Source organism: Franconibacter daqui (assembly GCF_014644275.1).
Taxonomy (GTDB): domain Bacteria; phylum Pseudomonadota; class Gammaproteobacteria; order Enterobacterales; family Enterobacteriaceae; genus Franconibacter; species Franconibacter pulveris.
Window position 1 is genome coordinate 1,766,249 of sequence record NZ_BMKJ01000001.1, and the last position, 11,670, is coordinate 1,777,918.

At 50.7% G+C, this 11,670-nt stretch carries 11 protein-coding genes and 2 pseudogenes; 4 read left to right on the forward strand and 9 right to left on the reverse strand.

The window, feature by feature from the left end; all coding sequences use genetic code 11:
- The first annotated feature begins 154 nt into the window (after positions 1 to 154).
- A complete protein-coding gene (locus IEX01_RS08340; RefSeq protein WP_024558576.1) occupies positions 155 to 1,231 on the forward strand; it encodes a mechanosensitive ion channel family protein in 1,077 nt (358 codons plus the stop codon).
- A 215-nt stretch (positions 1,232 to 1,446) separates the two neighbouring features.
- On the opposite strand, the gene IEX01_RS08345 is transcribed toward IEX01_RS08340, so the two are convergent.
- The 3 genes from IEX01_RS08345 to IEX01_RS08355 all read right to left on the reverse strand — a co-directional run bounded on the left by IEX01_RS08345 (position 1,447) and on the right by IEX01_RS08355 (position 3,537).
- Positions 1,447 to 2,244, reverse strand: coding sequence for a DUF3750 domain-containing protein (locus IEX01_RS08345; protein WP_024560578.1), 798 nt, complete (start codon positions 2,242 to 2,244; stop codon positions 1,447 to 1,449).
- Between the two features lie 86 nt (positions 2,245 to 2,330).
- The gene (locus IEX01_RS08350; RefSeq protein WP_024558574.1) at positions 2,331 to 3,077 is read right to left on the reverse strand and encodes a phage antirepressor KilAC domain-containing protein; all 747 of its coding nucleotides are present in this window, start codon (positions 3,075 to 3,077) and stop codon (positions 2,331 to 2,333) included.
- Positions 3,078 to 3,240: 163 nt separating this feature from the next.
- On the reverse strand, positions 3,241 to 3,537 hold the full coding sequence (locus IEX01_RS08355) for a hypothetical protein (RefSeq protein WP_188723646.1): 297 nt from the start codon (positions 3,535 to 3,537) through the stop codon (positions 3,241 to 3,243).
- A gap of 220 nt (positions 3,538 to 3,757) precedes the next feature.
- On the opposite strand from IEX01_RS08355, the gene proP reads away from it, so the two are divergent.
- Positions 3,758 to 5,236 carry a glycine betaine/L-proline transporter ProP gene (gene proP, locus IEX01_RS08360; RefSeq protein WP_188723647.1) on the forward strand — a complete coding sequence of 493 codons (1,479 nt, stop codon included), beginning with the start codon at positions 3,758 to 3,760 and terminating at the stop codon, positions 5,234 to 5,236.
- Positions 5,237 to 5,307: 71 nt separating this feature from the next.
- Here proP and IEX01_RS08365 read toward each other — a convergent pair whose 3' ends face one another.
- From IEX01_RS08365 to IEX01_RS08375, 3 genes are all read right to left on the reverse strand, one after another.
- Positions 5,308 to 6,054: a 3-oxoacyl-ACP reductase family protein gene (locus tag IEX01_RS08365; RefSeq protein ID WP_229701837.1), complete on the reverse strand. Its 747-nt coding sequence runs from the start codon at positions 6,052 to 6,054 to the stop codon at positions 5,308 to 5,310.
- Positions 6,055 to 6,340: 286 nt separating this feature from the next.
- Positions 6,341 to 6,769, reverse strand: a complete 429-nt coding sequence (locus IEX01_RS08370) for a hypothetical protein (protein ID WP_188723649.1) — start codon at positions 6,767 to 6,769, stop codon at positions 6,341 to 6,343.
- A 435-nt stretch (positions 6,770 to 7,204) separates the two neighbouring features.
- On the reverse strand, positions 7,205 to 7,714 hold the full coding sequence (locus tag IEX01_RS08375) for a hypothetical protein (RefSeq protein ID WP_188723650.1): 510 nt from the start codon (positions 7,712 to 7,714) through the stop codon (positions 7,205 to 7,207).
- Here IEX01_RS08375 and IEX01_RS08380 point away from each other — a divergent pair.
- Entirely contained in the window at positions 7,602 to 7,832 is a 231-nt protein-coding gene (locus IEX01_RS08380) for a hypothetical protein (protein ID WP_188723750.1), read from the forward strand. The genes IEX01_RS08375 and IEX01_RS08380 overlap by 113 nt on opposite strands.
- A gap of 687 nt (positions 7,833 to 8,519) precedes the next feature.
- On the opposite strand, the gene IEX01_RS08385 is transcribed toward IEX01_RS08380, so the two are convergent.
- Positions 8,520 to 8,879 (reverse strand): hypothetical protein, encoded by a 360-nt coding sequence (locus tag IEX01_RS08385; RefSeq protein ID WP_188723651.1) that lies wholly within the window; start codon positions 8,877 to 8,879, stop codon positions 8,520 to 8,522.
- Positions 8,880 to 8,895: 16 nt separating this feature from the next.
- Positions 8,896 to 10,113 (reverse strand): annotated as a pseudogene (locus IEX01_RS08390) (RHS repeat domain-containing protein); the annotation flags it as partial.
- On the opposite strand from IEX01_RS08390, the pseudogene IEX01_RS08395 reads away from it, so the two are divergent.
- A pseudogene (locus tag IEX01_RS08395) lies at positions 10,112 to 10,503 on the forward strand (DUF933 domain-containing protein); the annotation flags it as partial. The pseudogenes IEX01_RS08390 and IEX01_RS08395 sit on opposite strands and share 2 nt — an antisense overlap.
- 675 nt (positions 10,504 to 11,178) lie before the next feature.
- On the opposite strand, the gene IEX01_RS08400 reads toward IEX01_RS08395, so the two are convergent.
- Positions 11,179 to 11,661: an SMI1/KNR4 family protein gene (locus IEX01_RS08400; RefSeq protein ID WP_188723652.1), complete on the reverse strand. Its 483-nt coding sequence runs from the start codon at positions 11,659 to 11,661 to the stop codon at positions 11,179 to 11,181.
- Between the last annotated feature and the right edge of the window lie 9 nt (positions 11,662 to 11,670).

Genomic DNA, 11,670 nt, shown 5'->3' on the forward strand with positions numbered 1-11,670 from the left:
ATCTTTTTATCTGCTGGCGAGGCCGGTTCTTCATACTTTTCATATAATAATGCGCGTGAATCAGGCAATCTGCAGAGGGTCTGGAAGAGAAAGGATATGTGTTGCTTAATCAATCTGACAACCCAGGGTTGTTGGCTGAATAGAAGGGGAAATAATGCCTTGGTTATTTGGTGAGTTATCTGGCGCGCCGGTATGGGTGCCTGCGGTATTGCTCGTCACACTCTCGTTAATAGTGGGTTTTCTGACGCGATTTATACTCCTGCAGTTCATTCGTTACTGGCAGAGTCGTGACAGAAAGCTATTCAAATCACTTGAAAAGCACCTTCGTGGATCAATGTTTCTTTTCATTCCCCTACTGTTAATAAATTTAGGGGTACGTTATGTCCACATCCAGCCTGGAACGCTTGGCTTTATTACAACAACAATTAATGTATTTATTATATTGTCATTTTGCTCAGTCCTGATTCGATTGATAAACGTTGCTCAGGATATGCTTTTTATTCGCTATGACATTAATATTTCGAACAATCTCCGTGCCCGCAAAATTCGCACTCAGATAATGTATGTTAAGAAGGTCGCTATTGTCATACTCGTGACGCTCTGCCTTTCCCTTATTTTGCTCAGTTTCCCTGGCGTGCGAAAATTCGGCACCACCATTCTGGCCGGCGCCGGGGTTGCCGGAATAATAATTGGCTTTGCTCTGCAGAAATCGCTTGTTAACTTGTTTGCCGGTATTCAGATAGCCTTTACGCAACCGATAAAAATCGATGATGCTGTCGTGGTCGAAAAAGAGTGGGGCTGGATTGAAGAGATAAACCTGACGTATGTTGTAGTGCGTCTCTGGGACCTGCGTCGCCTGGTCTTGCCAATTACTTATTTTACGGAAAATCCTTTCCAAAACTGGACGCGTAACAATGCGCAAATTTTAGGCTCTGTTTTTCTTTACCTTGATTATTCCATGCCCTTAGAGCCCCTGCGTAAGCACTTTGAAAAAGTGCTAAGTGAAACAAAGCTCTGGGATCAAGAAACTCAGGTGCTTCAGGTTACCGATACCACTGAAAAAACCATGACGATCAGAATGTTGATGACAGCGCAGAATTCTCCTACGGCCTGGGATTTACGCTGTCACGTGCGGGAAAAAATGATCGAGTTTATTCAGCAAAACTATCCGCAGTGTCTTCCTCATGTGAGGGCGACACTGACCGGTTCCGCTGACTCCGGGAGTGAGTAATTCAGCGCTCTCATTTTTACAAGATGGACTGCAAGCAGGTTGCGCCAGGCTCAGGAGCGTTGCATGCACGCTCAGAGCAGACGTTGCGTGTATCAGGCTATGTTAATACTCAGGTAGTGAGCCATCACGCTGCGTTTATCAACCGAGGGTAAATTTGCGCGAACCAGAACGGCAAAAAAATCCACGCTAATGCGTGGATTTTTATTAATCGTCGCTTACTGAAAGCCGTCGCTGGCATTCGCCGCGTTGTTCTTTTGCAGGTTGTCGCGGCCAATCCCGCCGATAAATGGCAAGCGTAAACGCAGCGGCGTGAAGTCGACGCCCACATTCAGCCCCAGCACGTTGAGTTCAACGCCCTCCTGCACGCCGAGCGTCACACCCGCCACGCCGAGCAGCGAAACCTGCACGCCGCGCCCCGATGGCGGCAAGCCAACAGGGTTTCGCAACGCCCGATAATCTTTCCCCACCGCATTGGCAGGCATATCCAGTTTCAGCGCCGGCACTTCGCGCCCGATATGGGCGATAAAGGTGTTGCTGTTAGGGCCAGGCCAGGCGCGGTAGCTATCGGGCCACGGATAGGAGGCGATGGCCGCTTCTATTTGCGGGATCATCGCTTGCGCCTGCGGCCCCCGGTGATCCGCCAGCAGGCGAGGTTTTGCGCCATACCAGTAGCCATCCGGCGCGTTGCGGTTACGACGCACTTTCTCGCCCGCCCCCCAGCTGATCACTTCGTAGCGGTTATATTCCGTTTCGCCGGCGCGTTTAAAAATGATCCACGGATGTACCGCCACCGCCCCTTTCCAGCCCCAGGTGGGCGCAGCGTAGACCTGCACCACGGCAAGCCCGGGATGTTGCCGGGCATCCGGCGCCAGTCCTGCCGAATCACGCCGGGCAGACCACCAGCCGCCCTGCTCTGACGCTTGCCGTTGATGCATCGCCTGGGCGAGGCTGGCGGCGAGAGAAAGCAGAATGATGCAAAGGAAGCTCAGACAAGCAATTTTTATTGAGAACATGACCGTCCGTCATCAGAAGATGAAAAATCCACGCCATGGCGTGGATTTTCTGTTTTTGCGATGTCGCAAAGGCGTTAGCGGGTCTGTTAAAACCAGCCGGGCCCCTGCGCCAGTTCTTTACGCTCCGGCACGCGCGGCTCCGCCGGTTGTGAGGAGAGATGCGCCGCCCACAGGCCGGCAATCCACTTCACGCCCCGCGCCGTAAAGCGCGCCTGGGAGTAAGTATGACGATTTTCGCCCATGCCGCCATGCACCGTGAAGTAACCCGCCTGAACGTGATGCTGAGCCGGCATCAACGCGCCGTTGGCGCGCTGCATGATATTGCGCTCGAGCAGGAACTGGCGGAACTCCGGCTCCTTCGCCTTCAGCATTTTGCAGAGCTGACGGAAGCCTAACGATTCATCCACCTGGATGTAGGCGTCAAAAAACTCCGCCTTTGGGGCGGTAAGCGCAAGCTGCTCCTCCGCCTGTTTACGTTTTTCGTACTCTTCCGCCCAGGCGCGGGCCGCCGCCGCCGGGTTAGTGAAGTCTGGCAGGATTATCTGCTTTTCACGCTCCTGCCAGCGATCCAGCATTTCAGCGGTATAGCCTGGCGATATGCGCGCGACAGTCAGCAGCGAGTCCCGTTTGTTCAGCAAAAACTCTTGCAGCGTCTCCCCTTCGCGCTCGTAAAGGTTGACCGTAACGGGCTGCGACAGGCGCTGCGCCGTTTCAAGGCTTTTGACCATACGCTTCACTTCGCCATGGGTCACCCCCATCAGCTTAGCGATTTCGCGGCTGCTCATGGTGGCCGACCGGTCCTGAGGATTGAGATTCTCTAAAGCAATAACCATAGGTTTCACCACTCACTTCACTGACACTACTACCAGTTAAACTGAGGAAATAGTAAACAATCCCTGTTTAAATATCCAGTAGATTTTTTAAACACATGTAATCTATTTATTGCGCGAATAGGTCGTTTGTTGAGCGTTCCACTATCAGGCTGAAATTGCTGCATTAATTTTGCGCGGCCCGGCAAAGTGCCAGAAAAGCGAGGCGGTTAAAAATTTCCTGAAACCGGCTGTCGCCAGCGATTTTGAAAAGCAATCGCACCAAATCTCCTGTCGGGCAACGCGCTTTCTGAAGCCGGTAACGGCTGCAAGTAACACTTTCGTACAAAAAACTCCCCCGTAAAAACGCCAGGTTTATCCGCCGGTGCAACAGTCGATTTGCCTTTTTTTTGGCGCTTATTGACAAATAATTGACAATTATTCGGTGAGGGGCGTGTTCTTCAGGAAGATATTTGGCAGCCATCCTTGCCATCAGGATAGTTTTTTATGAACAAAAAAGCCTGCGAGGTAGTTTTTAACGCTACAAAGTTGCAGCGGGATGGCATTTTATTTATGGTATTGCCCGGCGCATTTGTGCGACCGGTCACAATCTTCAGCCTCTTATAGCTTTCTTTTCCTTTTTGATACGAACGTTACGGCTGCGAAAGCTATAAGATCGCTTCATTCGTATTCATGGGGAGTTTATGAGCACCAGAACGATCTCGACTAATCAATCAACCACGCCCGCAACCTCTGTAAAACCAACTGAATTAACCGTAGACGATATTACCGTTATCGACAGCAAACTGCTCAAACGCGCCGTCGGGGCCGCTGCGCTTGGCAACGCGATGGAGTGGTTCGACTTCGGCGTTTACAGCTATCTGGCCGTGATAATCGGTAAAGTCTTTTTCCCGGACGCCAGCGCCACGGCGCAGCTTATCGCCTCTTTCGGCACCTTTGCCGCCGCGTTCCTGGTGCGTCCGATTGGCGGAATGGTCTTCGGCCCGCTGGGCGACCGCTTCGGCCGCCAGAAGATCCTCGCGCTGACGATGATACTGATGTCGGTAGGCACCTTTTGCATCGGCCTTATTCCGGATTACAGCAGTATCGGGATTATGGCGCCCGTACTGCTGCTTATCGCCCGTCTGGTTCAGGGCTTTTCAACCGGTGGCGAATATGGCGGCGCGGCGACCTTTATCGCGGAATACTCCACGGACAAACGCCGCGGGTTTATGGGCAGTTTCCTCGAGTTCGGCACGCTGGGCGGCTACCTGCTCGGCGCTACGCTTGTCACGGTGATGATGGCGACCATCCCCTCGCAAGCCATGCTGGACTGGGGCTGGCGCGTGCCGTTCTTCCTGGCCGCGCCTCTGGGACTGTTCGGGCTTTATATCCGCCTGAAGCTTGAAGAGACGCCAGCGTTTAAAGAACACATGGATAAGCAGGAAGCGCTTGAGCACAGCAAGCCGCGTCTGAACATGTGGCAGATGCTGGTGAAATACAAAAAACAGATGCTGAAGTGCATTGGCCTGGTGCTGATCTTCAACGTCTCGAACTACATGCTCACCTCTTATATGCCAAGCTACCTGACCGGCGTACTGGGCCTGAGCGAGCTTACCGGGCTGCTGCTGGTGATGGTGGTGATGTTCGTCATGATGCCGCTGACGCTGATGTGGGGCCACTGGACCGACCGCATCGGCCGTCGCCCGGTGATAGGCCTGGGCGCAGTGGGCCTGATAGTGCTGGCGGTGCCGTGCTTTATGCTGATTGGCTCCGGCAACATGTGGGCGGTATTTGCAGGCCTGGTGATGCTCGGCTTCCTGCACACCTGCTTTAGCGGCACGATGCCGGCCACCCTGCCCGCGCTGTTCGTGACGGATATCCGCTACAGCGCGCTGGCGATTGGCTTTAACCTGTCCGTTTCGCTGTTCGGCGGCACCACGCCGTTGGTTACCGCCTGGCTGGTGGATACCACGCATAACGTGATGATGCCGGCTTACTACATGATGGGCGCGGGCGTGATTGGCCTTCTCACCGTGCTGACGCTGCGTGAAACAGCCCGCAAACCGCTTAGCGGCTCGTCTCCGGCCGTCGCGTCGCGGGCGGAAGCGCACCGTCTTATCGACAAGCTTCGCCGCCAGCATGGGCGTAAGCAACAGCCGAACACGCCGCAGACCGTTTGAGGTTAAGCGCAGAAAGTAACAAGGCCGGAAAATTCCGGCCTTTTTTGTTTTCGGCCGCCGCAGGGGGACGATTAGGCGTTAAACCCGCCATCCACCGTCAGCGCTGAGCCGGTGATAAATGCCGCCGAAGGGCTTGCCAGAAACGCGACCGCCGCGCCTATCTCCGCCGGCTCGCCGTATCTGCCCAGCGCGGTAAACTGGCGATTCTGGTCAGCAAAGTCGCCGGAGTCCGCCGGGTTCAAGTCGGTATCCACCGGCCCCGGCTGGACCAGGTTTACGGTAATCGCCTGCGGGCCTAAATCTCGCGCCAGCCCTTTGGTAAAGGAGATAAGCGCCGATTTGGTCAACGCATAGAGCGTAAGCCCTGGCTGCGGCACGCGATTAGCCACGTTGGAGCCAATAGTGATAATGCGCCCGCCCTGCCCCAGGTGGGGAATCGCCGCCCGGGACGCCAGCACGGCGGAGCGAATATTAATGTTAAGGTGCGCGTCGATATCCTCAAGGCTCATCTCCACCAGCGACCCCACGCGGGCTATCCCGACATTGTTGACGAGGATATCCAGCCCGCCAAGCCGCTCTGCCGCTTCCTCCACCGAACGCTGCACTGCCTGCGCATCCGCGCTGTTCGCCTGAATGGCGAAACCGCGCTGGCCGGTTTGTTCAATTGCGCGCACTACCTCAAGCGCCTTTTCGGCTGAACGTTCATACGTAATCACCACGTCAGCCCCTTTTTGCGCAAGCGTCGGCGCGATGGCCGCGCCAATGCCGCGTGATGCGCCTGTCACCAGCGCGCGTTTGCCTTTCAGTTCGTTCATCAGCTTTACCTCGTTTTGTATGAAGAGCGCTTAGCGCCCTGCCCACTATGACGATCGGCTGGCCGCGGTTGCGGCCTTTAACAGCTGTACAAAAGCGTTCGGGATATTTTCAAACTCGTCGACAAGCGCTTTGGCGTATTTAATACGACCTTGTGCCGCCAGCGGAGCGACCTCGTGCAGAAAATCAGGGTAGCGATGTCCCGGCGCGAGCTCGTTTAACATCACGAAGCGGGAGATAAAGAAAGGGAGTCTGAAATGGGGGCGCGTGCAGGCGATATGAGCGAAATGCTTACCGCGCCTTTTTGCTCACCCGAATAAGCGAGCCGACTTTTACCGCCTCGCCAATCAGAAACAGCGGCAGGTTTACCCATGGGTTAGCCAGCCCGGTAACGCCGATGAACAGCGGAAGAAGCGTAACGGAGGAGCGGAAAGCGATGAAGCGCAGCAGCTCCTGCCCCAGCGCGAAGTGGAGCGCATAGCGGCTGCCGTTAAGGAAAAGCCAGGCGGAGACGAATAAAGAGAGGAGCAGCGTGGCATCCAGCAGAAACAGCAGGCCTGGCGCAATGCCGAAGAACCTGTCATCACCCGCCAGAAAAAAAGCCTGAACATCGGTAACAAACGGCACTCGCCCGTGCCTCAGGCTATGAATGACGTACACAACAAGCGCGAGCGCGTCCATGCAGCCCCAGAAACAGAATAGTTTTCGTTTTACGCTCATCAGCCTTGCTCCTTGCCTGTGATGTGTTGCTGCGGTTGGTCGGTTCCCGGTGAAGCGCTTAGCGCGTTAACCATACTCCGGTAAGCGGTTTGCAATTTACAGAGCCTCTTCTTGCGCCTCTGGCGGTATATTTTTGATACCTAAAACGTCTCTGTAAAACCGAATTTCATCGCTTGTTTGCTTGCGTAGCTTGATTACCACCAGGCCTAAAAACTGATTAGCCTCGCTATTCGCATAAAACGACAGAAAGTAACCTTTATTTTTTATAGTAGTAATGGATATCTTTTCTTCAGAAAATGCATTAAGGGCAACAATAGCTCATCTATACCGATGATATTAAGACCCGACTGAGTGGCATTCTCTTTGTGACTGCGCATAATCCGAAATAGCTTGCTGCATCGCCCGCGATGCAGCAGATAAGAAACCCCGCCGTTACTACTCCCGGCTAATAATGAGGTCACTCAGGCAATCAGGCGCTTTGGCGGTAAAACTAAACGTCACGGCCTCGCCTGACGCCCCGGCAGGCGTGGTGTAGCTGGTCACTTCATTTTCCGAATGGCCGCGTGGGGTATCGGTTATCGTCAATACGGGGTAATGCTGTTTAATGTCGTTAAGCGTCAGGCACGCCCCCTGCCAGTGCGATACCCACAGCAACGTTTTCTCCTGCGGATCTCTGCTCAGCCGTAATTCAATGTCGGTCACTTTTCCCGCCGCAGAAAACGCGACATCATCCGCCCGATAAAAGTTGATGTATTCGTTCTGAAAATCCAACTGAAATTTTAAAGGCGCGCGATTAAGCGTGGCGACATTGATATCCGCTAAGGATGAACGCATGGTGGTAATAAAATCCCACAATGAATTTGGACGTATGTCAGCCACGGCATTAGCAGAGCCTAACGCCATCATGCAGGCGACGACAGCGGTAGTGTTCTTTATTGCTATCATTACCTTGTATTCTCCCGGGTGGCGCGCCGCTGAATATCCTTATGTGCTTAGGAATATTAAGCGTGAGTGGCGAGCTGATATAAAAAATAACGCAGCGCATTTCAACGGCTTATATTAATGATCCCACAAATTTGAAGCTTTTAACGGTGCAATACACTGCAGGCAAACGGTCGATAAAAACAGCCGCATTTTTTGAATGACAAAGCGGTCGTTTAACGATTTCCTCTCTATATCTCTGTCGTTCAGATGGATAACCGTGTCAAACGGAAGCCTTAATGTAAGCACGTCCTCTTTTTCAAGAAAGTAATGATGGGCACCGGTCTCAACCCCGTCCTCCCATTTATGTACGGTCAGTCGGCAAAAAGAATACTGTGATAACGGCTTGTTTTCATGCAGTATTTCTTTGACCTTTCTCGATACGTTAGTGTATTCAGGCTCATTGTGTATTGGGCATAATCCTGGCATCAATCCCCCCTTTGCTTACATTTACCGAAGCCCAGTTTCTTTTGAATAAACCCATACTAACGCATCACACTATCAGGAACATCTGCATCGCCCGCCGCAAGAACTTTCATAACATGTGTAAGGCAACTGCGGGTGCAAATATCGTAAGGTCCAAGATTTTTTCCTGGTTGCGATTTCTGGAACTCAATGGCTTTTTCGGCTGACGCATCGGACATATCAAATACAGCTTTATGGACTTTGCCTCCACTCATTGTAGCTTTTTTTAATTAATGTTTCTCGTCGCCTGACAATTCTATATCGCATGCCTGAGGCGAGCCTTTAATATCTAAATATATGCCGTTTAATAAGCAGGTGAATTTTTGATAAGCTTTTTATTTTTTATATCTATATAAAAATGCCAATCATGCCACCCTTCAAATTTTTCATGGAAAACACATACCACCAAAACTTCATGGATCTCATTCTTCGTTAAATAATAAAACGCAGCCCCATCCGGAGGAGAAAAAGAAAAAGCTTCGCTGCCATCTTCATCCAGGACCAATAACTTATCAGGAAGAGGTTGGGCATTACATAACATAATAACTTTCTGGCGATGATCATCAAGCATAGCCTGATCAAGGCCCTCTATGTGTAAACTCACTTCCTTCGCATCAACAGTCCAGTAAAGATTAGTCTTATCCACACTAAAATTTTCAATCATATTTCACTCATTAATATCAGGGATTTATTGGTTTTTCGTCAATAATTTTTAAATAATTCATACGTTCAGCAGGAGGAACAGCCATTTCAACCTGTGATCCACCACCAGGAAGATAAGTACTGGTTCCTTTATCTACTTGAGGGCCAACCATACCAATTTTAACTGGTAATGGCTCTGTTACTTCATAAGTGATAACACGATCAATGTCTGGTTTCCATTCCTGTTTAACAGCAAGCTCATTTCGAACATAAGATACGTCAGTAATATCATCAAATGTAGCAAATCCCCCTGGTCTTGTTGCTGGCTGTCCCGGAGATACAGCCATTTTTACTTTGGTACCGGGAATTAAAGTAGCATTTAAAGGTGGTTCATCTAGCGGCCAAGGCGATTGTTCATGTACCAGTTTCTTATATGCAGCGGCAGCTTCTGTAGAGGATTTAAAATGACCTCGATGCTGACGTTGGAATTCATTCCAGGTATTTTGTCTACATGACAACCCCCACGGATCCACCCATCCCAGCGCATTCGGCGCAAACTGGTAGAGATTGATGCCCCCCGCCAGCCCTATCGGGTCGTGCTGCGTGAACCTGCCGCAGTCCGGGTCGTAGTAGCGGAATAAATTGTAGTGGAGCCCTGTCTCACGGTCCAGGTACTGGCCCTGCATACGCAGGTTCTGGTTATAGCCTGTTGGCAACGGCGTCGATTCATGCGCCAGTTTGCCCCAGGCGCTGTTCATTCCCTCCCAGCGCACCTGGCCTTCCACATCGGTCAGACACTCCGGCGTGCCGTTCGGCTGGTTGTGGAACCAGAAAATCTCCGGCGCATCAACGCCGTCAATACGCGCCAGCGGGTCGTAGCTGTGCTGGTCGCTGTAAACGTAGGTCAGCGGCACATCATCATGAATCTCCTGCAGCAGCCGGAACCCTTCCCAGACAAAGCGTGTGGTGACGGTTTTGCCGAGCGGCTGGCCGGCAAGGTGCTGACGGCGGGTCTTGCTGATGCGCCGCCCCAGCGGATCGTAGCGGAAGCTGACTTCCACCTGCGGTTTGTTGCGGTCGCGTGGCTGGCTGATAACGTCCGTCAGGCGGTGCTCAGCATCGTAGCGGTAGCGCCAGCGGGTCTGCCCGTTATCTTTCTCCACGGTGCGTCCATGAATGTCATAACGCCACTGAATACCGTTAAGCTGCGTCAGGCGGTTGTGCGTGACCTTCTCTGCAGAACCTCCGAGCGGTGAAGGTTCTGTAGTGGTAGCCGTTTGCGCCGCGGTTGAATCCGATATCGCTGAGCTGGACGACGCCGACCATGAAGAGTTTATGGCTGAGCTGGGTCTGAACCGCGTGATCCGCGCAGGCTATGAGATGCTCAACTTGCCAACTTACTTCACCGCTGGCGTGAAAGAAGTGCGCGCGTGGACCATCCCTGTCGGTGCGACTGTGCCTCAGGCGGCCGGTAAGATCCACACCGACTTCGAGAAAGGCTTCATTATTGCGCAACTATCGCGTTTGAAGACTTTATCACCTACAAGGGTGAGCAAGGTGCGAAAGAAGCAGGCAAGATGTGTGCGGAAGGGAAAGATTACATCGTTAAAGATGGCGATGTGATGAACTTCTTGTTTAACGTTTAATTTGTTTTGATCGAAAAAAATCCACGCTTTGGCGTGGATTTTTTTGTGCGTAATCTATCAATAGATAACTAGTTTGCCCGCTGGTCAAGTACCTGACCATCCACAGGGCATATACCCGGCTTCATGAACTTTAATTAATCAGTCAAAAAAGAATGGCTCTCGTAGTAAAGAACTATACGCATCTTCAAGCAAGTAATTCACAAGGTCCCTTTTAAGTTCTCAGTCATTAAGCCTTTCTCAGACTCCAGGAAGGTTATTTTTGGGATAATATCATTCTCCACAACTTTGTTAGCTTCTTTGACCAAAGAGTTCCAACATTAACATTTGTTAGTGTGTTTTTTTGCAAGATAACCCGTTTTTAATTACCAACCTCCAAGGTGGCACTCTCCCATTCATCACTACTCAGGCCTTTTATAAATAAGCTAAGAGATTGAACATGGATAACCCCGGGGAGTGTCATCGCCACACCAAGATTAACAAAGCAATTAATTTTATTTAACCTATCTATTGCTAGCTGAGATATTTTCATGTTTAAACCTATTTATTCCTCAACCTAGCGTGCCATGCTGCCTTATAATAAAACAGCATGACTTGTGATACAGAGATTTATTTAAAAGCGAATATCAAAACAATAGCAATCTAATTAAATAAACCGATAGAGTTTTTAAGTAATCTTTAAGAAAGATCCTCTTCTGCTACTAATCCGTTAACAAAATTGGCAAATGAATTTGTCAGATATCTTTGAAGTTTTATGTGATTCTCTTGCATAGTCAAATCCTCATCAAAAGAATCTGTAGCAAAATATACAATTGAGTAATTATCTAAATCCAGACAGAAGAAATTCCCTCCCCAATCATTTGCGAAAGGAAGCAGGTTTTTAGGAATCACTTCCCTATCCAACATGCTGATATAGCAACCGTCAATTAAAGATCCAGGGTCATCATTTGTCTGACTATTATAAATAAACGGTTTAAACCCTGCCACTTCTACTGGCTCAAAATCTTCATCACCGTCCCACCAACTTTTTTCAGGAGTGCCACCGTTAAATTGCAGATAATGTGAAACGAAATCATCCGGCAGAGTAATAGATAATTTCTCTTCCGTTTTAGCAATATCTGCACGTCCAATCTTTTTTTCACAGTTACTGAAATGATTCATAAATATATA

Coding starts and splice junctions, on each gene's coding strand:
- IEX01_RS08370 (WP_188723649.1), bottom strand. CDS start 6,769: ATGAGCGTAAAACGAAAACTATTCTGTTTCTGGGGCTGCATGGACGCG.
- IEX01_RS08385 (WP_188723651.1), bottom strand. CDS start 8,879: ATGATTGAAAATTTTAGTGTGGATAAGACTAATCTTTACTGGACTGTT.
- IEX01_RS08375 (WP_188723650.1), bottom strand. CDS start 7,714: ATGATAGCAATAAAGAACACTACCGCTGTCGTCGCCTGCATGATGGCG.
- IEX01_RS08350 (WP_024558574.1), bottom strand. CDS start 3,077: ATGGTTATTGCTTTAGAGAATCTCAATCCTCAGGACCGGTCGGCCACC.
- IEX01_RS08340 (WP_024558576.1), top strand. CDS start 155: ATGCCTTGGTTATTTGGTGAGTTATCTGGCGCGCCGGTATGGGTGCCT.
- IEX01_RS08380 (WP_188723750.1), top strand. CDS start 7,602: ATGGTGGTAATAAAATCCCACAATGAATTTGGACGTATGTCAGCCACG.
- IEX01_RS08400 (WP_188723652.1), bottom strand. CDS start 11,661: ATGAATCATTTCAGTAACTGTGAAAAAAAGATTGGACGTGCAGATATT.
- proP (WP_188723647.1), top strand. CDS start 3,758: ATGAGCACCAGAACGATCTCGACTAATCAATCAACCACGCCCGCAACC.
- IEX01_RS08345 (WP_024560578.1), bottom strand. CDS start 2,244: ATGTTCTCAATAAAAATTGCTTGTCTGAGCTTCCTTTGCATCATTCTG.
- IEX01_RS08355 (WP_188723646.1), bottom strand. CDS start 3,537: ATGGCTGCCAAATATCTTCCTGAAGAACACGCCCCTCACCGAATAATT.